Annotated in this window: 19 protein-coding genes, 1 tRNA gene and 2 pseudogenes; 13 read left to right on the top strand and 9 right to left on the bottom strand. The window is 53.8% G+C overall.

The features are described 5' to 3' along the window. Positions 1-41 precede the first annotated feature (41 nt). The 3 genes from lolA to lrp all read right to left on the bottom strand — a co-directional run bounded on the left by lolA (position 42) and on the right by lrp (position 3,941). Entirely contained in the window at positions 42-650 is a 609-nt protein-coding gene (lolA, locus tag ACB040_RS05935; protein WP_041236057.1) for an outer membrane lipoprotein chaperone LolA, read from the bottom strand. A gap of 80 nt (positions 651-730) precedes the next feature. After that, the gene (locus ACB040_RS05930; protein WP_371153470.1) at positions 731-3,247 is read right to left on the bottom strand and encodes a DNA translocase FtsK 4TM domain-containing protein; all 2,517 of its coding nucleotides are present in this window, start codon (positions 3,245-3,247) and stop codon (positions 731-733) included. Positions 3,248-3,449: 202 nt separating this feature from the next. Continuing rightward, positions 3,450-3,941 (bottom strand): leucine-responsive transcriptional regulator Lrp, encoded by a 492-nt coding sequence (gene lrp, locus ACB040_RS05925; RefSeq protein WP_005300047.1) that lies wholly within the window; start codon positions 3,939-3,941, stop codon positions 3,450-3,452. A gap of 150 nt (positions 3,942-4,091) precedes the next feature. On the opposite strand from lrp, the gene ald reads away from it, so the two are divergent. The 3 genes from ald (at position 4,092) to ACB040_RS05910 (ending at position 7,676) form a co-directional block, all read left to right on the top strand. Next, positions 4,092-5,207 carry an alanine dehydrogenase gene (ald, locus tag ACB040_RS05920; RefSeq protein WP_005337098.1) on the top strand — a complete coding sequence of 372 codons (1,116 nt, stop codon included), beginning with the start codon at positions 4,092-4,094 and terminating at the stop codon, positions 5,205-5,207. A 185-nt stretch (positions 5,208-5,392) separates the two neighbouring features. After that, positions 5,393-6,343 (top strand): thioredoxin-disulfide reductase, encoded by a 951-nt coding sequence (gene trxB / locus ACB040_RS05915; RefSeq protein WP_019445530.1) that lies wholly within the window; start codon positions 5,393-5,395, stop codon positions 6,341-6,343. 100 nt (positions 6,344-6,443) lie between these two features. After that, positions 6,444-7,676, top strand: a complete 1,233-nt coding sequence (locus ACB040_RS05910; RefSeq protein WP_236295460.1) for a diguanylate cyclase — start codon at positions 6,444-6,446, stop codon at positions 7,674-7,676. On the opposite strand, the gene ACB040_RS05905 is transcribed toward ACB040_RS05910, so the two are convergent. Further along, positions 7,670-8,140 (bottom strand): glycine zipper 2TM domain-containing protein, encoded by a 471-nt coding sequence (locus ACB040_RS05905; RefSeq protein WP_338771282.1) that lies wholly within the window; start codon positions 8,138-8,140, stop codon positions 7,670-7,672. The genes ACB040_RS05910 and ACB040_RS05905 overlap by 7 nt on opposite strands. A gap of 19 nt (positions 8,141-8,159) precedes the next feature. Between ACB040_RS05905 and aat the strand changes: the two genes are divergently transcribed. The 3 genes from aat (at position 8,160) to infA (ending at position 9,867) form a co-directional block, all read left to right on the top strand. Then, positions 8,160-8,867, top strand: coding sequence for a leucyl/phenylalanyl-tRNA--protein transferase (gene aat, locus ACB040_RS05900; RefSeq protein ID WP_236268225.1), 708 nt, complete (start codon positions 8,160-8,162; stop codon positions 8,865-8,867). Continuing rightward, positions 8,864-9,580, top strand: a complete 717-nt coding sequence (locus ACB040_RS05895) for an arginyltransferase (RefSeq protein WP_019445526.1) — start codon at positions 8,864-8,866, stop codon at positions 9,578-9,580. The genes aat and ACB040_RS05895 overlap by 4 nt, the downstream gene beginning before the upstream one ends. Before the next feature lie 68 nt (positions 9,581-9,648). Continuing rightward, positions 9,649-9,867 (top strand): translation initiation factor IF-1, encoded by a 219-nt coding sequence (infA, locus tag ACB040_RS05890; RefSeq protein WP_005300033.1) that lies wholly within the window; start codon positions 9,649-9,651, stop codon positions 9,865-9,867. Between the two features lie 68 nt (positions 9,868-9,935). Here infA and clpA read toward each other — a convergent pair whose 3' ends face one another. Next, a complete protein-coding gene (clpA, locus tag ACB040_RS05885; protein WP_338771292.1) occupies positions 9,936-12,191 on the bottom strand; it encodes an ATP-dependent Clp protease ATP-binding subunit ClpA in 2,256 nt (751 codons plus the stop codon). Positions 12,192-12,250: 59 nt separating this feature from the next. Beyond that, the gene (gene clpS, locus ACB040_RS05880; RefSeq protein WP_005337111.1) at positions 12,251-12,568 is read right to left on the bottom strand and encodes an ATP-dependent Clp protease adapter ClpS; all 318 of its coding nucleotides are present in this window, start codon (positions 12,566-12,568) and stop codon (positions 12,251-12,253) included. Positions 12,569-12,797: 229 nt separating this feature from the next. On the opposite strand from clpS, the gene cspD reads away from it, so the two are divergent. Continuing rightward, entirely contained in the window at positions 12,798-13,016 is a 219-nt protein-coding gene (cspD, locus tag ACB040_RS05875) for a cold shock-like protein CspD (RefSeq protein WP_005300025.1), read from the top strand. A gap of 117 nt (positions 13,017-13,133) precedes the next feature. On the opposite strand, the gene folD is transcribed toward cspD, so the two are convergent. After that, on the bottom strand, positions 13,134-13,988 hold the full coding sequence (gene folD, locus ACB040_RS05870) for a bifunctional methylenetetrahydrofolate dehydrogenase/methenyltetrahydrofolate cyclohydrolase FolD (protein WP_064338144.1): 855 nt from the start codon (positions 13,986-13,988) through the stop codon (positions 13,134-13,136). Positions 13,989-14,201: 213 nt separating this feature from the next. On the opposite strand from folD, the gene ACB040_RS05865 reads away from it, so the two are divergent. Together ACB040_RS05865 and ACB040_RS05860 are read left to right on the top strand one after the other, a co-directional pair. Then, positions 14,202-14,278: transfer RNA gene (locus ACB040_RS05865), tRNA-Pro, on the top strand. Between the two features lie 744 nt (positions 14,279-15,022). Beyond that, on the top strand, positions 15,023-15,232 hold the full coding sequence (locus ACB040_RS05860) for a hypothetical protein (protein ID WP_164091211.1): 210 nt from the start codon (positions 15,023-15,025) through the stop codon (positions 15,230-15,232). A gap of 104 nt (positions 15,233-15,336) precedes the next feature. Here ACB040_RS05860 and ACB040_RS05855 read toward each other — a convergent pair whose 3' ends face one another. Continuing rightward, a complete protein-coding gene (locus tag ACB040_RS05855; protein ID WP_201976688.1) occupies positions 15,337-15,903 on the bottom strand; it encodes a hypothetical protein in 567 nt (188 codons plus the stop codon). A 118-nt stretch (positions 15,904-16,021) separates the two neighbouring features. Between ACB040_RS05855 and ACB040_RS05850 the strand changes: the two genes are divergently transcribed. The 4 genes and pseudogenes from ACB040_RS05850 (at position 16,022) to ACB040_RS05835 (ending at position 19,310) form a co-directional block, all read left to right on the top strand. After that, positions 16,022-16,228: a helix-turn-helix domain-containing protein gene (locus ACB040_RS05850; protein ID WP_080631368.1), complete on the top strand. Its 207-nt coding sequence runs from the start codon at positions 16,022-16,024 to the stop codon at positions 16,226-16,228. 240 nt (positions 16,229-16,468) lie between these two features. After that, a pseudogene (locus ACB040_RS05845) lies at positions 16,469-17,572 on the top strand (DUF3289 family protein). 610 nt (positions 17,573-18,182) lie between these two features. Continuing rightward, positions 18,183-18,416 (top strand): annotated as a pseudogene (locus ACB040_RS05840) (DUF4172 domain-containing protein); the annotation flags it as partial. A 66-nt stretch (positions 18,417-18,482) separates the two neighbouring features. After that, complete coding sequence (locus tag ACB040_RS05835) at positions 18,483-19,310, top strand: Fic family protein (RefSeq protein ID WP_245131266.1); 828 nt, start codon at positions 18,483-18,485, stop codon at positions 19,308-19,310. Between the two features lie 76 nt (positions 19,311-19,386). Here ACB040_RS05835 and ACB040_RS05830 read toward each other — a convergent pair whose 3' ends face one another. Then, positions 19,387-19,647: a hypothetical protein gene (locus ACB040_RS05830; RefSeq protein WP_216961649.1), complete on the bottom strand. Its 261-nt coding sequence runs from the start codon at positions 19,645-19,647 to the stop codon at positions 19,387-19,389. Positions 19,648-19,660: the final 13 nt, after the last annotated feature.

Below are 19,660 nucleotides of genomic sequence, written 5' to 3'. Positions count from 1 at the left end.
TGACTGGCGCTGTGGCGAGCAATCCAACGACCGCTTGCTCATTAGCGCTGGTCGTCCAGCTCGACCCCCTTCGGGATCTTGAAAACAAATTCGTTGCCCTTTAGCACCGGCTTGCGGTTGAAGCTGCTCAGGGTGAATTCACTCCACTGCCCTTGCGCCTCTTTCACATCGAAACGACTGATGTTGTCTTGTCTGTCGAAGGTGACACGGAAGGAGGCGATCAGCTCATCCTTGTTGCGGCTGGTGACGGTATAGACATCCCCCTCCTGAGTCACGTCATAGTTCTTCCAGAACTTGTCGTCATTGCCGGCAATCAGAATAAAGGGGGTGTTGAGCACCGCATCTTTCAGCTTGAGGGCGGTGACCTGCTCGACGAAGGGATCATAGACCCAGACATCCTGACCATCGGCCACGATCAGGCTCTCGTCCGGCGAGGTGGTGTGCCAGTTGAAACGGTTTGGCCGCTGCACCAGCAGGTCGCCGCTGGCCTTTTGCAGCTCCTTGCCCTTGCTGTCATAGACGGTCTGGGCAAATTTGGCGGAGAAGAGGCTCACCCCCGCCAGCTTCTGTTTGAGATCGCTGGCCGCATCGGCCCACACCTGGCTACTGGCCATCAGCAGCACGGTACCCATCAACAGTTGTTTTTTCATCACGCTCTTCATAAAGACGTTCTCGATAAAAGGCCACGCCCGCGGAGGGCATGGCCAGGGATAGTATGAAACGGTGAGGCTTAGTCCCGCACCGGAGGCGGTGCCAGCACGTCGCGCTGACCATTGCCACCCGGTGAGCTGACGATGCCCTGATTCTCCATCTGCTCGATGAGACGGGCTGCCCGGTTGTAACCAATCTTGAACTTGCGCTGGACGCTGGAGGTCGAGCCACGGCGGGACTCCACCACAAAAGCGACCGCCTCGTCGAACAGGGGATCGAGCTCTTCATCGCCACCACCGCCATATTCGCCGCTGCCACCTTCGCCACCCGACTCACCGGAGAGGATCTCCTCGATGTAGTTCGGCTCGCCGCGCAGTTTCCAGTCTGCCACCACCTTGTGCACTTCGTGATCATCGACGAACGCACCGTGTACCCGGGTCGGGTTGGAGGTACCGGCCGGCATATAGAGCATGTCGCCCATACCGAGCAAAGATTCGGCGCCGCCCTGATCGATGATGGTACGGGAGTCGATCTTGCTCGATACCTGGAACGAAATACGGGTCGGGATGTTGGCCTTGATAAGACCGGTAATGACATCCACCGACGGACGCTGGGTCGCCAGAATGAGGTGAATACCGGCGGCCCGCGCCTTCTGGGCGATACGGGCGATCAGCTCTTCCACCTTCTTGCCGACGATCATCATCATGTCGGCAAATTCGTCCACCACCACCACGATGTGGGGCAGTTTCTCCAGCTCTGGCGGCATCTGATCCATGGAGTCACCCGGACGCCACAACGGATCCAGCAGGGGTTCCCCCTCCTCGATGGCGGCCAGTACCTTGTCGTTGTAGCCCTTGAGGTTGCGCACCCCGACTGCCGACATCAGCTTGTAACGGCGCTCCATCTCCCCCACACACCAGCGCAGAGCGTTGGCGGCATCCTTCATGTCGGTCACAACCTCGGTCAGCAGATGCGGGATCCCTTCGTAGACCGAGAGTTCCAGCATCTTGGGGTCGATCATGATAAAGCGCAGGTCATCGGGGGATGACTTGTAGAGCATCGAGATGATCATGGTGTTGACCCCCACCGACTTACCTGAACCTGTGGTACCGGCCACCAGCAGGTGCGGCATCTTGGCCAGGTTCACCACCACCGGCTCCCCTGCGATGTCCTGACCCAGGCCCATGGTGAGCGGGTTGCGGCTATCGCGGAAGGCATCGCAGTCGAGGGTTTCGCGCAGGTAAACGGTCTGACGCACCCGGTTGGGCAGCTCGATACCGACATAGGTTTTACCCGGGATCACTTCCACCACCCGCACACTGCTGGCAGAGAGGGAGCGGGCCAGATCGCGCGAGAGGTTGGTGATCTTGCTCGCCTTCATACCCGGCGCCAGATCCAGCTCGAAACGGGTAATAACCGGGCCCGGATAGACACCGACCACCTTGGCCTGCACGTTGTAGTCGGCAAGCTTGGCCTCCACCAGACGGCCCATGCGATCCAGCTCATCCTTGCTCATCATCTGGGTCTTGGCTGGTGGACGGTCGAGCAGCTCGATACTCGGCAACGGCGGCAGCGTAGATTGTGGACGACGCTTGGGCTTGGTTGGTGCGACGGCTACCGGCGCGGCAACCTCGTCGTCCCCTTCGGCCCAGGGCAGATCCAGATCGTCCTCATCATCGTCATCGGCCACAGCCAGTACCGGCTGGCGGCGACCATTGGCGGCCGCCACCGCACGTTTCGGCTTGGCAGCCGGAGCCGGCTCATCATCTTCATCATCAAACTGTGGGTCGAACTCGAAGGTATCGTCGTCGAGTTCCGGCAGCCACTCTTCGGAGGCAGCCTTCTGGTTCTTGCCCTTGGGCTTGCGCGTCCAGCTGGTGTGCGGCTCATCTTCCTCGTCATCAAACGCGATGGCCCCTACCCCGCCTTCCAGCAAGGGATCCGGCCCCTCGTTGCGGGGTTGACGCCAGCCACCGGTCAGCCAGCGGCCGAGGGTGGTCGGGAAGTGGTAAACAGCACTGACAGAACCGGTACAGGCCGCGCCGATCTGCTCGACGATGGTGAGCCAGGACCAGCCGGTAAACAGGGTGATGCCGGTTGCCACGAAGCAGAGCAGCATCAGGTTGGCCCCGACGCCGCCAAACAGCGGCACCACCGCGGAGGCTATTACATCCCCCACCAGACCACCGGCGGAGAAGTTCTGCATATCGTTGAAGTTCATGCTGGCAATGGCCGACATGCCGAGCACAGTCAGGATAAAGCCGATGATCCGCACCCCCAGGGTGAGGTAATCCACATCGAGCAGACGGCTCGGGCGCCAGAACAGACTCCAGCCTAGCAGTACCACCAGCGGCGGCACCAGATAGGAGAAAGCACCAAAGGTAAACATGGTGATGTCGGCGAGCCAGGCACCGGCACTACCGGCGAGGTTCTTCACCTCCCCTTGCCAGGAGGTCTGGGACCAGCCGGGATCAGCGGGATGATAGGACAACAGGGCAAGCAGAAGATAAGCAGCCATCAGGGTGATGGCGATCAAGACGGCTTCGAAGATCCGTTGTGTACCTGATAAAGGAGTAAACAGCTTTTTATCGGCCAAACTCCGGCTCCTTTCTGAAAACATGTAATGCAGGAAATAAGGGGGCCTAGTATCCCCGAAAAGCCCATCGATTGTCAGCCAGAGCCTGATGGGACGGGGCCATATTTGCAATTATCTTTACAAGAAGAAACGAGCGGACCGGCCGCTCGTTTCTGACTGTCATGGTGTCTCATATGGAAAAGATACCACGGCATAACCTGCTTTATCGGGTGCTGATCACCAGACGACTGCTCTGCTTGACCTCTTCCATCACCACGTAGGTGCGGGTGTCATTGACACCGGGCAGACGCAGCAGGGTTTCCCCCAACAGACGGCGGTAAGCCGACATGTCGCTGACTCGGGTCTTGAGCAGATAGTCGAAGTCACCGGAAACCAGATGACACTCCTGGATCTCTTCGAGCACCTGAACAGCCTTGTTGAACTGTTCAAACACATCAGGCGCCCCGCGATTGAGGGTTATCTCTACAAACACCAGCAGAGATGCGTCCAGATAATGAGGGTTCAGAATAGCGGCATATCCTTCGATATAACCTTGTCGCTCGAGGCGACGAACCCGTTCCAGACACGGTGTAGGACTCAGGCCAACTCGCTTGGACAACTCAACATTCGAAATCCTGCCATCCTTTTGCAGTTCATTAAGAATGTTGCGGTCAATCCTGTCCAAATCCTTTAGCCGACTCTTAGCTTCCATCATTTTATTCCATCCTTTGGCTATTTTTTGGTAAGAATCACCAGTCATTTTATAATTATGGTCACAAATCCTGTCAATACCTGAATATACTAGGCGCAAATGTTGGTTAACATTTTGGCAACATGAAACACCAATCTATAGACGAGGGATAGCATGATTATCGGTGTACCTAAAGAGATAAAAAACCATGAATACCGCGTAGGCATGGTTCCGGCCAGTGTACGTGAACTGACAGCACGAAACCATACTGTTTTCGTCCAAAGCGGTGCCGGAAACGGCATTGGCTTCAGCGATGCAGATTATATCGCTGTTGGAGCCGAAATTTTGGCCTCTGCAGCAGAGGTTTTCGCCAAAGCCGAGATGATCGTCAAGGTCAAGGAACCTCAGCCTGTAGAATGTGCCATGCTGCGCCCGGGTCAAACCCTGTTTACCTATCTGCATCTGGCGCCAGACTTGCCCCAGACCGAAGCCCTGCTGAAAAGCGGCGCCATCTGTATCGCCTATGAAACCGTCACCGACGGCCGTGGCGGCCTGCCCCTGCTGGCCCCCATGTCGGAAGTGGCCGGACGCATGTCTATTCAGGCGGGTGCCCAGGCGCTGGAAAAATCGCGCGGTGGTAGCGGTGTGCTGCTCGGCGGCGTACCCGGTGTCGAACCAGCCAAGGTGGTGATCATCGGTGGCGGCGTGGTCGGCTCCAATGCAGCCCGCATGGCCATTGGCCTGCGCGCGGATGTCACCATCCTCGACAACAACGTCGATACCTTGCGTCGTCTCGATAACGAGTTCCAGGGAGCGGCCAAGGTGGTCTACTCCAACAGCGAGACACTGGAGCGCCATCTGCTGGCGGCCGATCTGGTCATCGGCGGCGTGCTGGTGCCGGGTGCCACTGCGCCAAAACTTGTCCGCCGTGACCATATTGCGCGCATGAAGCCGGGTTCTGCCATCGTCGATGTGGCCATCGATCAGGGCGGCTGTGTGGAAACCTCCCACGCCACCACCCACCAGGATCCGACCTATATTGTCGATGAGGTGGTGCACTACTGTGTCGCCAACATGCCGGGGGCGGTGGCCCGCACCTCGACCGTGGCGCTCAACAATGCCACCCTCCCCTTTATCATCAAGCTGGCCCAGCAAGGATATCGTCAGGCACTGCTGAGCGACCCCAACCTGTTGCACGGGCTCAACGTGATGGAGGGCAAACTCACCTGCAAGGAAGTGGCCGTGGCACATGGCCTTGCCTACACGGATCCCCTGACCCTGCTGAACTGATCTGCGCTGGCCTGCGCCAGTTGGAGATGAGTGAAAATCCGCCCGCGATGGGCGGTTTTTTTATTCCTTTATTTTGTATGTCACCCCTTGTGAACACGATTAGTGCAATCGACTCACCAGCCTTTGACCCCGGATCACGAATTACCTACAATCGCGCAAACTCATCACATCCCGGAAATGACATCATGAGCCAAGTCACTCACAGCAAATTGCTGATCTTAGGGTCAGGCCCGGCCGGTTACACCGCGGCCGTCTACGCCGCCCGCGCCAACCTCAATCCCCTGCTCATCACCGGCATGCAGCAAGGAGGTCAGCTGACCACCACCACCGAAGTGGAAAACTGGCCAGGTGATCCGGAAGGGCTGACCGGCCCTGCCCTGATGGAGCGCATGAAAGAGCATGCAGAGAAGTTCGATACCCGCATCCTGTTTGATCACATCAACAGTGTCGAACTGACTCAGCGCCCGTTCCGTCTCAAGGGCGACAACGGCGAGTACACCTGCGATGCCCTGATCATCGCGACCGGTGCCTCCGCCAAGTATCTGGGTCTGCCCTCCGAAGAGGCCTTCAAGGGGCGCGGCGTCTCTGCCTGTGCCACCTGTGACGGTTTCTTCTATCGCAATCAGGAAGTGGCGGTGATCGGCGGCGGCAACACCGCAGTTGAAGAAGCCTTGTATCTGGCCAACATCGCCAAAAAGGTGCACCTGATCCACCGCCGCGACGAATTCCGTGCCGAGAAGATCCTGATCAAGCGTCTGCACGACAAGGTTGCGAGCGGCAACATCGTGCTGCACACCCACCAGACCCTGGACGAAGTGCTGGGTGATCAGATGGGGGTCACCGGTGTGCGCCTGCGCAACACTCAGGACAACAGCACCAGCGAGCTGCCGCTGATGGGCGTCTTCATCGCCATCGGCCACCAGCCCAATACCCAGATCTTCGATGGCCAGCTGGAGATGCAAAACGGCTATCTGAAGGTACGCGGCGGCCTCGACGGTTTTGCCACCCAGACCAGCATTGAAGGTGTCTTCGCTGCCGGCGATGTGGCCGACCACAACTACCGTCAGGCGATCACCTCTGCCGGTACCGGCTGCATGGCAGCCCTCGATGCCGAACGCTACCTTGACGCGCAATAAAAGCACGGCTCTCTAACAACGCAATGACTGGCAAAAGGTATACTCTGGTATACCTTTTGCTTTATTGGATAGAATGTCGCTCTCGCAGGGAACTCGCGTAATGAATAAACTTCTTCTGGTGGAAGATAGTCAGACCATAAGCCGTATGCTGACACAAGCCATCCGCCAACATCTCAATCTGGAAGTGGATGCTGTATATACCCTGACCGAGTGTCTAGCCAAGCATCATGGTGACTATTTTGTGGCGTTAGTCGATTTGACATTGCCCGATGCACCAAATGGTGAAGCGGCCAGCGCATTATTAGCTCGTGGGGTGCCTGTCATTATCCTGACTGCTAACCTCAACGAAGATTCCAGACGCTATTGGCTCGAACAAGGCGCACTTGACTACATCATCAAGGATTCCCGCTTCAGTGCTCAATACACTGTCAGTATGGTAAGACGCCTCTCTAATAACCGCGCTATCGAGGTCATGGTAGTGGACGATTCAATGATGTCACGCCACCATATTGCCAACCTGCTACGTCGTCAGTTATTGACCGTCTTTGAAGCCGAATCTGGCCAACAAGCGTTACAACTGCTCAGGGAGCATCCTACCATTCGTCTTATCGTGACCGATTATCTAATGCCACAGATGGATGGTATAGAGTTGGTTCGGCGACTACGGGACATCTTCGATAAACAGTCTCTCGCTATTCTTGGACTCTCCAGCTCTGAAGACAAAACGCTTTCAGCCCGATTCATCAAACTGGGGGCAAATGATTTTTTGAGCAAACCGTTCACCCCCGAAGAGCTTTACTGCCGGGTTGGCCATAATCTGGAGACACTGGAGCTAATGGATACCATCCGTGATACAGCCAATCGCGACTATCTAACCAATCTCTACAACCGCCGTTTTCTGTTCGAACACGGCAACAAATGGCTGCAAGAACAGCCTACGCTGACGGCCTGTTTACTCGATATCGATCACTTCAAACGTGTCAATGACCAACATGGGCATCACATCGGCGACACTGTACTTAAACTGGTCGCAGAGAAGTTAAAGGAATACTTCAAGGAAGAGTTGGTGGCCAGACTCGGCGGAGAAGAGTTTTGCATTCTCAGTAAACAACCAAGTTTCTCATGCCTGCTTGAGAGACTAGACCAGTTTAGAGTGGCAATATCACAGGAAGAGATCAGGGTAGACAATGCTGTCTTTTCGATAACCATAAGTTTTGGCATCACCAACACCCCATCGGATGAGCTAGGTAACCTACTCAACGATGCAGACCAACTGCTCTATCAAGCCAAGCATGCTGGCCGCAACTGCATCATGCAACATGAGCATCAATAGGTTTTATCCACCCGCACCCCATCATCGAAGTAGAGAATGCGCACCTTGTCCCCATTGGCAAAGACCATGGCGGGATCATAATCCTGGATCACGTTGATAAGAGCATTTTGTTCGTTGCGGATCAGCAGCTCCACCAACTTGTTTTCCACCACGGTTCCCCCGGACTGGTATTGCTGCGCAGCTGCAGCACCTGCGAGCGCGCCGACGGCGGTGGCGATTTCACGGCCATGACCGCCGCCAAACTGGTTGCCAAGCAGACCGCCCAACACGGCACCACCCAGCGTCTTCCAGCCAGAGTGCTCGGACTCCAGGATCTGGCGCTGGGTAATATTGCGCACCGTTTCGACCTGACCAAACACCACCTGATTGACCGGCCGTGCGGTATTGCGCTGGTAGACCTCCGCCACGGCAGGCGCCGTGACAAAGCAGAACAAGCTGGATACTATCAGGATAATGGCCTTCATCTATGAACCTCGTTGCCTTATGTCTCGCTATCTTACCCAACTGGATGATGAGCTTTGCTGGTTTCCCGACCCCGGCCATGCGCTGGAAGAGCCCAACGGCTTGCTGGCGATCGGCGGGGATCTCTCCCCTGCCAGATTGCTGGCAGCTTACCACAAGGGAATCTTCCCGTGGAATGAACCCCACCAGCCGACCCTGTGGTGGTCACCGGATCCCCGCGGGGTGATCCGTCCCGACCAACTCCATGTGGGGCGGACACTGCAGAAGATTATCCGCCGTACCCCATTCGATATTTCTGTCAATCGCGCCTTTAATGAAGTCATTACCGCCTGCGCCGCCCCTCGTCGCACTGCCGATGGCACCTGGATCAGCCAACCCATGATCGAGGCCTACCAGCAGTTGCACCAACTGGGTCATGCCCACTCTATCGAGATCTGGCAGGAGGGAGAGCTGCAAGCGGGACTGTATGGCCTCTCTATCGGCCGACTGTTTTGCGGTGAATCCATGTTCAGCCGGATTGATAACGGCGCCAAACTTGCCATGGTGGCACTCTGTCGCCACTTCGCCCGCCATCACGGCGCCCTCATCGATTGCCAGATGCAAAACCCGTTTCTGGCGACCCTGGGTATCGAGGAGTGGCCACGGGCCCGTTTTCTGGCTGAGCTGGCGCGCCTTGGCCATCAACCACTATTGGCTTCCTGCTGGCAAGAGGGGGAGATCAGCTTATGACTGAAGAAGTGATCCTCAAAGTAGGGCTGACTCCCAAGCATCCCTGCAGTTATCTGGACCATGAACAGGAGCAGTTGCTGGTGCTGATGGATCACAATCTGCTCAACGCCAACGGCTACGAGCGATTGTTGACTGCCGGTTTTCGCCGCAGTGGCAACGACATCTATCGCCCCCACTGCCCGGCGTGCCATGCCTGCCAATCCCTTCGTATTCACAGCGAGCGCTTTCGCCCCAGCCGCGGCCAGAAACGGATCCGCCAGCTCAACAGGGATATCGAGATCGTCCTGAGCTATGATGACAAACCCGAGTATTACCTGCTCTACGAACGCTATATCCGCGAACGCCATCACGATGGCAGCATGTATCCCCCCAACCGTAGCCAGTATCGCGGATTTCTCCATTGTGACTGGATGCCGCCACTCTATCTGGAGATGCGCAAGGAGGGCCGTCTTATCGGCGTGGCCACCACAGACCTGCTACCCCACTCCTTGAGCGCTATGTACACCTTCTTCGATCCGGATTATGCCGATCGCTCCCTGGGCACCTTTGCCATCCTCTGCCAGCTCGATCTGGCCAGGCGAACCGGGCGAAGCTGGCTCTATCTTGGCTATCTGGTGGAGGCGTGTCGCAAGATGAATTACAAGCGCAATTATCTCCCTCATGAGCTGTTAATTCAGGGGGAATGGAAAAATATCGACACCAAGCCCGAGTAAACTTTACACATAGCCTTAAATCCGGCATGATCCAGCGGTTTTTTGTTGTGGCTTATCAAGAGGATTCAATGGCTAAAGAAGACAGTATTGAGATGCAGGGCACTATTCTCGAAACCCTGCCCAATACCATGTTCCGTGTGGAACTGGAGAATGGTCACGTGGTTATCGCTCATATTTCAGGCAAGATGCGCAAAAACTACATTCGTATCCTGACTGGAGACAAAGTAACGGTAGCACTGACTCCCTACGATCTCTCCAAGGGACGTATTGTTTTCCGCTCTCGCTAAGCCAGGAATTCAGCAAAAAACCCCAACCTTTCGGTTGGGGTTTTTTGTCGTTTTCTGATCACTGACGCTTAGTGGGAAACAGCTTCAACATTGACCTGAAAATCAAAGCTGAGGCTGTCATTTACCAACTCAACCTTTACTATCCCCCCGTCAACCAGTGAACCAAACAGGATCTCGTTGGCCAGGGGTTTCTTGAGGTGCTCCTGGATTACCCGACTCATCGGTCTGGCCCCCATGGCTCTGTCATACCCCTTCTCCGCCAACCAGTGGCGGGCACGCTCGGACACCTCGAGAGAAACTCCCTTCGCATCCAGTTGAACCTGCAATTCGACAATGAACTTGTCGACCACCTGATGGATCACCGTCATATCGAGATGGTTGAACCAGATGGTGTGATCAAGCCGGTTACGGAACTCCGGACTGAAGGTCTTGTTGATCACCGCCATGGCATCGTGGCTCAAATCCTGTTGCTGGAAGCCAATCGATTTGCGTTGGGTCTCCTGCACACCGGCGTTGGTGGTCATTACCAGGATCACATTACGGAAATCTGCCTTGCGTCCGTTGTTATCGGTCAGGGTACCGTTGTCCATCACCTGCAACAGCAGATTGAATACGTCCGGGTGAGCTTTCTCAATTTCGTCAAGCAACACAACGGAATGAGGATGCTTGATCACCGCATCAGTCAGCAGACCACCCTGCTCAAAACCAACATAGCCGGGAGGCGCACCAATCAGACGTGAGACGGTGTGACGTTCCATGTACTCGGACATATCAAAGCGCAGCATCTCGACACCCAATGCCTTGCCCAACTGCTGGGTCACCTCTGTTTTACCAACACCGGTAGGACCGGCAAACAGGAAGCAACCAACCGGGCGACGCTCGTTACCCAAACCTGAACGAGAGAGGCGAATCGCATCGGTCAGCACCTCGATGGCTTTATCCTGACCAAAGACCACCATCTTCAGATTGCGCTCCAGGTTCTTCAGTACCTCTTTATCCGAGGAAGAAACTGATTTCTCCGGAATGCGGGCGATCTTGGCTACGATGGACTCAATTTCCTGCACATTGATCACTTTCTTGCGCTTGCTCGCCGGCAGCAACCGCTGACCGGCACCCGCTTCGTCGATCACGTCGATCGCCTTGTCGGGCAAGTGACGATCGTTGATGTACTTGGCAGAGAGCTCGGCAGCTGCACGGATCGCCTTGGCGGTATAGCGCACGCCGTGGTGAGCTTCATAGCGACTCTTGAGCCCCATCAGGATGCGAGTGGTGTCATCGATAGTCGGCTCGACAATATCGATCTTCTGGAAGCGACGGGCCAACGCACGGTCTTTCTCGAAGATCTGGGCGTACTCCTGATAAGTGGTGGATCCCACACAGCGGAGCAAACCATTGGAGAGCAGCGGCTTGATCAGGTTGGCGGCATCCAGCTGACCACCGGATGCCGCACCGGCACCGATGATGGTATGGATCTCGTCGATAAAGAGGATGGCCCCTTCCTGACGCTCAATCTGCTTGAGCAGTACCTTGAGGCGCTTCTCGAAATCACCACGGTACTTGGTGCCAGCCAGCAGAGAACCCATATCCAGCGAATAGATGGTACTGCCCGCAATCACCTCGGGCACATCGCCTTTAACGATACGGTAAGCCAACCCTTCGGCAATGGCGGTTTTACCCACGCCAGCTTCCCCCACCAGCAGCGGGTTGTTCTTGCGACGGCGGCAGAGCACCTGAATGGTACGGTTGAGCTCCTGATCACGACCAATCAGCGGATCGATACGCCCTTCCAGCACCAGCTGGTTCAGGTTGGTGGCAAAGCTTTCAATTTGGGCGGCCGAGACATCATCATCAGACTCGGGATTGTTATTGCTGCCGAGATCAGGCTTGCTGTCCTTGCGCACCCCGTGGGAGAGGAAATTGACGACGTCGAGACGGCTGATCTCGGCTTTTTTCAGGAAATAGGCAGCTTGTGACTCCTGCTCACTGAAGATAGCGACCAGCACATTGGCGCCGCTGACTTCGGTATTGCCGGAGGATTGCACATGGAAGACGGCACGCTGCAACACGCGCTGGAAGCCCAGTGTCGGCTGGGTTTCACGATCTTCATCGTCGCGCGGTATGAGCGGAGTAGTTTGGGTGATGAATGCGCGGATCTCTTTGCGCATCTGCTCGACATCGGCACCACAGGAGCTCAGCGCCTCATGGGCTGAACTGTTATCCAGAAGGGCTAACAACAGGTGCTCGACGGTCATGAATTCGTGGCGCTCGTCACGGGCCAGTTTGAAAGCCTCGTTCAGCGTCTTTTCTAGATCTTTATTCAACATAGGCACCTCCCCTAGTACAGCTACAATGTGGTGTCACACTCGCCATCAAGTCATCAGATTCAAGCCTTTTCCATAGTACAGAGCAGTGGATGTTCGTTGTTACGTGCATAGGTGTTGACCTGGACAACCTTGGTTTCGGCGATCTCTGCGGTAAACATGCCGCAGACACCCTTACCACTATAATGCACACTCAGCATGACCTGAGTCGCCTTGTCCAAATCCATACCAAAGAACTTTTGCAGCACCTCCACCACAAACTCCATGGGCGTGTAGTCATCGTTGTTCAACACAACCTTATACATGGGTGGCGGCTGCAGCTTTGTTTTCTCTGCTTCTGCAATCTCTTCATTAGCAAAGAGTTCTTTCTGCTTGCTCATAATCGCGCTTTGGTACCTCTAGATTACTACCGTCTAACACAAGGTTGTCAATAGACTTGTTAACCAGATCACATCAGCTGTTAACAACTTCTTGACTCGCTCAAAAGTTAGACTAGATTGGTTACTTGCTAATCTGTGCCCGTCTGCTATGGGCCCATGTCCCTAGTTATAAAGGGCTGGCGCAGGTTACTCAACGACTTCTGGGTAATCAATAAAAGGATGTAGAAGTATGGCAACCGGCACAGTTAAGTGGTTTAACAACGCAAAAGGATTTGGGTTTATCTGTCCGGAAGGGGGCGGTGAGGATATCTTCGCTCACTACTCCACGATTCAAATGGAGGGCTACAAGACCCTGAAAGCGGGTCAGGCTGTCAATTTTGAACTGCAACAGGGGCCGAAAGGAAATCACGCCTCTGTGATTGTGCCAAACGAAGCACAAAATATGTAAATAACGCCCGTTGGATAAATAAAAAACCGGTTCCTCTCTGAGCAACCGGTTTTTTATTGTCAGATTTCTGGCGAATCCTGCCTCCTCACGGGATCACAGGGTTATCACCAGCCATGATCAGTCGTGATATTCACTACAGGCGATCAGGGTATTTTCCATCAGGCTGGCGACCGTCATTGGGCCGACGCCACCGGGTACCGGGGTAATGAAGGCGGCATGGCTGCGCGCCGTCTCAAACTCCACATCCCCGACCAACGAGCCATCAGCCAAGCGATTGATGCCCACATCGATTACCAGTGCCCCCGGTTTGATCCACTCGCCAGGAATGAAGTTGGGCTTGCCGACAGCAACAACCAGCAGATCGGCACGGCGAACCTGCTCTTCCAGATCCCGCGTAAAACGGTGACAGGTCGTGGTTGTGCAGCCCGCCAGCAACAATTCGAGGGTCATGGGACGCCCCACTATGTTGGACGCTCCCACCACGACCGCATGCAGACCGTGCGTCTTCACGCCGGTGGTCTCGATCAGCGTCATGATCCCTTTCGGGGTACAGGGGCGCAGCGCCGGAATACGTTGGGCCAGACGGCCGACGTTATACGGGTGAAATCCATCTACATCCTTGTCAGGCTGGATCCGCTCCAGCACCTGAGTGGTATCAAAGTGATCCGGCAACGGCAACTGAACCAGAATGCCATCTACGTGGCTATCCGCATTAAGCTGGTCAATCAGCGCTAGCAGCTCTTCCTGACTGGCGGTTGCACTCAGATCATAGGAGCGGGAGAGAAACCCCACCTCCTCGCACGCCCGACGTTTGCTGCCGACATAGACCTGAGAGGCGGGATCCGCCCCCACCAGAATGACTGCCAGCCCAGGAGCCCGTTTCCCTGCCGCCAACCGCTGTTGGACTTGCGCCGCGACCTGGCTGCGAATCGTTTGCGCAACCTGTTTTCCATCTATGATTTTGGCAGACATCGTTCTCCACTCACCATGTGTTCAACTGCCGCGCATTGTCGCATTTTTTTAGCCGGGATGTTAGCGGCAGACGCACGCCAGACCTGTAGCGGGCAATAAGTAGGCACTTGAATTTACTGGGGGAAAAAGTCGTTGACGCTGGCCCTTACGCTTGGCTATGATGCCCGCCCGTTGCCCAGTACGACTCTTGTCGATATGCTGGTCAGGGATTTTCGGTGATTAGCGCAGTCCGGTAGCGCATCTGGTTTGGGACCAGAGGGTCAAAGGTTCGAATCCTTTATCACCGACCATGTTCATCGACTCGTCCTCAAGACGTGTTGGTACAAAGCGCCCTTAGCTCAGTTGGATAGAGCAAAACTAACCCCCAAAGTGTTACCACTTTTTGAGGTGACTAGAGTAGGCAAGGGCTGGAGAGATGGTAAGGTTACCTAGTAAAGCCTTGCTGTTACTCCTTACAAAAAAGAGTTACCATTTTGCATAGCTCTTAAGATGTTGTTGATTTGTAAAATTTGTCCCGTTAGCTCAGTCGGATAGAGCATCCGCCTTTAAGTTATTAGGAGCCTGTACAGGGAAACCTATACAGTGGAGAGGGTGAATTCAAGGAAGCCTCAGCGCGTAATGGCGGTGGTAATCTTGAGCCAAGCTCTACAAGCGTGTAGAGAAGGTGCAGAGACTAGATGGTGCAATGCGATCTCATTGCGGAATACATCATTAGCGCCCTCCACCCAAACAGATAATGCTGTGGGTGAAGATATAGTCCAGACCACAAACACCCTCGGGTGGCAGTGAAAGCTGTAGTGGTAAGCTAAGCGGATGGTCGCAGGTTCGAATCCTGCACGGGACGCCATTTTCAGAAGTAAAAAAGCCAGCATTAGCTGGCTTTTTTACTTCTATAACCTCTCAATTAAATCCCCCCCTCCCCCATTGGACAACCAATGACGACCTTATTGGTCTTTGGATGAGTACGCCCTCATCACCTCCTCCACGGCAAAGTGTTGGCTCATGACAACCTTATCGATCGGATCTATGTGTGTATGGCTCTGAGCAAGATAGCGGTCTGTTTTGTGACAGCCAACGGGCGTGGCATTGATGTCGCCAAGCGCCTGCTGGAGTTCTGCACGAGTCTGCGCCTGCTTTGCTGGGCCCATGTACTGCGCAACGTGGCTATTATCGCCCTGAGTGGGGAGCTGTTTCGTCAACGCTTACTTTCGTTGGTTGAGACGACCAAACACTTGGGACATTGACCCCAAGAGTGACTGCATACAATTATCCGAGCCCGCATCGAGAAACGGATTACCCCATTCACTCCGAACTGTGTGCATCAATCCCCTGACGCTGAACGGTTACATCAAGAGGCGCTTCTAAACGCCATCAGCCCCCTCAAAAGCCTCTCCACGGCCTCCAGCCTGCCCCGCAAATCGCGACTTTCTGCAACGGTATGGTTGATGGCCCTTTCAATCGCTAGATCCAATATGGAGAAGTCGGATCTTAACTCCTGGTACTCAGTGAGCATTGAATCACATTCCTGCAACGCTTGACGGTAGTGCTGTGCTCTCGCACTCAGCCCCTCCAAGACAGACTCATACGTTTCCAATTCTCGCTCCTTACCCGATTCCGTTACAAGCGCATCCGGCCCAATAAATTCCTCTTTGAAATGCACTTCATCGAACTTGGGAGTCCTGATGAAATGAGAAAAGCGCCTCCCATCATCAACGTTCTTCCTTTTTAGAAGTCCCTGATTTACGAGCTTAATCAGATGCCGATAAATGAAGGTATAACGCCGCTTACGTATCTGCGATTCTGCTTTGTCACCAAAAATGGCATTTACAAATCCTATCGCAGTGAAGTCATCCATCTGCAATCGAATGAGTGCGGTGTAGAGCGCGGTTGGTAACCACACAGTCTGGGAGCTCATAAGCAATACTCAGCCTCGAACGAAAACATTTAGTGGAAATCTAAACTCGATTGCGGATTATAATCCGTGGTCGTTAGCCAGACAACCAGAGATAGTGCTCGCCAGTGAGAGGCGAGACATGCAAGATCTAGCAAAAAAATTTGGTGATGCTGTGCGTGATAGACGGCTTCAATTGGGCGTATCGCAAGATGCACTCGCATATGCGGCCGAAATTGATAGAAGCTACGTAGGACGAATTGAGCGTGGTGAGGTTAATATCACCCTGGAAAAGGCTTATCGTCTTGCCAGAGTAATGGGGTGTGACATTCGCGAGTTGCTGCCATAGATATATTTGCCAAGTAATTATCTCTTTACCCAGATAAAACCAAATTTCCCTATAATTATTCACAGTGATGGCAATTAGCATCATTGCCATCCTTAGCATTTGTCTATTAGCTATTAATCCCCCGCGTCCATCGATAGAAAGCGTCACAAACTGCCGTTTTCAGAAAATGCCTACATGGTCTCGATTGGCGCATTGATGATAAAGTGATCCTCTCACTACTTTTCATCGAGCCCTCTATACATGCAGAAACCAGACCTCAGAGACATCAGCCAACTCACCAAGGACGAGTTCAAGCGCATTCTAGGCCCTGTGGCAGGAAGCCTTGATGATGGTTCAAAGGTCGTATTGGGGATGCAATCTGATGTGTTTGCTTGCTGTACTATTCAGGGAGACCAAATCTCGGTGAGAGGGACGCCCAGGTTTGAGCAGGCCATCAAGTCGGCATATGCCCAGGCCAAGCCAACAATGTGGTTTGGTTCGGCAGAGAAAGAGCGTCCGAAAACAGAAACCATACCTCCTGCTCTCAAGCCAAAAACCGATACAACGTCAGCCACAACCTATCGTGTGCCTGTGCTCATTTACAAGTCGAAGCGTGAGCCAGGTAAGAACGTTGATGGTAGCCCTGCCGAAGATATGACCTATGGTACGATGACGGCTGAGCAGATCAAGGCTATCCCCATGTTCGTAGGGAAGATGGGAGATGACGGCTTTATTGGCGATCTCGAAAAGAGTGACCCCAAGGTGTTCTTTAGTAGCTTCCGCAACATGGCCACATTGTTTGCAACTGGTGACTTGAAGATGAACATTCTGGCCATGATCGCCAAGTTCGAAAAATCTGAGGGGGGTGAATACCGGAACCAAGCATTGACGAGAGCAGCGCGAGCTCACCCGACCACGATCAAGTTCTCAGATACCCTTATCAAGGAAGTGAAGGCAAAGCTGGCCGAAGTTGATGGTGATGTGAATAAGCTTGTTCTGAGTGACTTGATGCAGCAATACAGCAAGACCTCCGGCTTTCGGTTACCCATCTTCAACTCTGCGGTAGATAAGGTGCAAGGCCTCACAATTGCGGTGAACGATGTCTGGGCAGGCAAGGCGGAAATCACGACATATGAAAAGTTTGGCGATTTCTACAAGGGCACGATCAAAGTAACGCTATATGACCACTTCGGTCTCGATTATCCTGACATTGGCCCTGACCCCACAACCGGAAGAGTCAAGTTCTAGGGCCTGGCGTCCGGTTTCAGAAGCTGGTTTGTTCTTCAACACTACAAGCGCTTTGCCTACAAGCCATTTTTGACCGTCATTGAACTCAGCTATCCATTCCAAGGGGAACTAAAGTGAGCGCAGCAGTGAAGACAGAGAGAACATGGGTATTCGTGTTGTTCATGCTCTATCACCTCTTGAATGCATCGATCCTGTTCATTCAGCCTGTCTATGACTGGTTTAACGATGAATACTCCCTGACTGGCCTATATGTACTGCTCATGCCCTATCTCTGGGGTTTGATAACAATACTGGGGGCGATTTTGTTCTTGTCAGATCGATCTTGGAAATACCTCGCAGGCAATCTACTCGGTGGTTCAATTCTTCTCTTCTGGTGGCTTAGACTGGCATTCCAATATTAGTGAGTATCGTCAGGCATATGAATGAGTAGACCGAACGGCATTATCTTGGGGGTGGATTCATGCAGCGCAAGCTGCAAGCTCACAAGAACCATTCGAAACGAAAACGAGCTTCCCGCCTCGTCTATCTACTGGTTGCTGTAGCGCCACACAGCAGCAATAAATCCAGTTTTTCGTCAGCTCCGGTCTGAGATTTTCAGCCTGGATCTCCATCCTCATTTCCAGCTCTGCTGGTCTGCTGCATGTGTTATATTCGGCTCAGATGTTGAGCCGAATTATGGGCTGGGTCGGCTCATTATTGAGACCCTAGCACGTTGGATGAGGAAATAATGGAACCATTTTGGATTTGGCAACAAGCAGATTGGCCCCATTTTCGTTGGCGGGATAGCGAGATATTGCCCAGATTACGGCAGGTTCAACGCAGGCAGGGAATTCTAATCGGTCGTCATTCCAGGTTGGGGAACCCCGACCAAACGTTGGACACGTTATTGGCTAACATCATCGCCTCGTCCGCTATCGAAGGCGAACGCCTCAATGCACAATCCGTGCGTTCCTCTCTGGATAGGCGGTTAGGAGGCTCACAAACTCAGTCCTATCCAGTATCAGAGCGCTCAGAGGGGCTCGCGGCCATGATGCTGGATGCCATCGACAATCATGGACAGCCGTTGACGATTGAGCGGCTTTACCAATGGCATCGTTGGTTGTTCCCCGTCAACGAATGGTCGGTGAAGCGGCTGCATGTAGGGCAGTTGCGAGGAGATGCGCCGATGCTGGTTGTCTCTGGACGTGTAGATCGCCCCACCGTGCATTTTGAGGCACCGCCCAGAGCAACTCTGGACGATCAACTGGCCGAGTTCATCCCCTGGTTTAACCAGACTCAGCATGACCCCACGATGGATCCACTGCTTCGTGCGGCGATTTGCCATCTCTGGTTCGTGACCCTGCATCCCGTTGATGATGGTAATGGGCGGCTCACGCGGGCATTGACCGATCTCGCGCTGTCACAGGCTGACAGCCACAGCATCCGGCTGTATGCCATGTCAGTTGCGATTCTAGAGCTGCGGGGTGACTACTATCGAGCGCTTGAGTCAGCGCAGAGGGGCTCGCTAGATATTACCTCCTGGATCTGTTGGTTCCTCGACACACTGGATTACGCCATAGAGCTGGCATTACAGGTTATTGAGCGTTCTCTTGCCAAAAAACATTTCTGGTTGCAGCACTGTCATGATGGTCTGAGTCCAGAGCAAACCAAGGTTATTAACCGTTTATTGGATGGCGGCCAACAAGGTTTTGAAAATGGCATCAACGCCAGCCAATATCAAAAAGTCACCGGAGTCAGCAAGGCGACGGCTACACGCCATCTGGCCGAATTGGTGGGTAGGGGGTGCATTGAGAAATTACCTGGTGGCGGACGCAATACACGCTATCAGATCCGCTTGCACACCGAGGGAGTTTGAAAAAGCATCGCCATGGGAGCGTTAATTTCGTTTGGTAGATGAGATCTGCGATTAACGTACTAATGACGCACTTTAGTTAAATGTTGACGCCATGATGCGTACCATCTGGCATATGGACGAATAAACTTAGCCGACAGTCTTGGCTCTCCACTGACCTTTTGAGCGACAACAAACCATCGAGAACATCGGCATCAATTTCAGGAACATCACCAGCCATGAGATTTGAAAGCAATTTGGTCAGAGCGATACGGACTCTCAGCACTTCGGCAAGCTCCTTTGTGCTCTGAGCTACCTCAAATGGTTGTGATTCGATTAAATCTTCCAATTTTTTACTCATAGACATCAGATAC

Source organism: Aeromonas sp. S11(2024), assembly GCF_041402345.1.
Lineage (GTDB): Bacteria > Pseudomonadota > Gammaproteobacteria > Enterobacterales > Aeromonadaceae > Aeromonas > Aeromonas veronii.
This window is presented reverse-complemented; position numbering and strand designations above follow the sequence as displayed.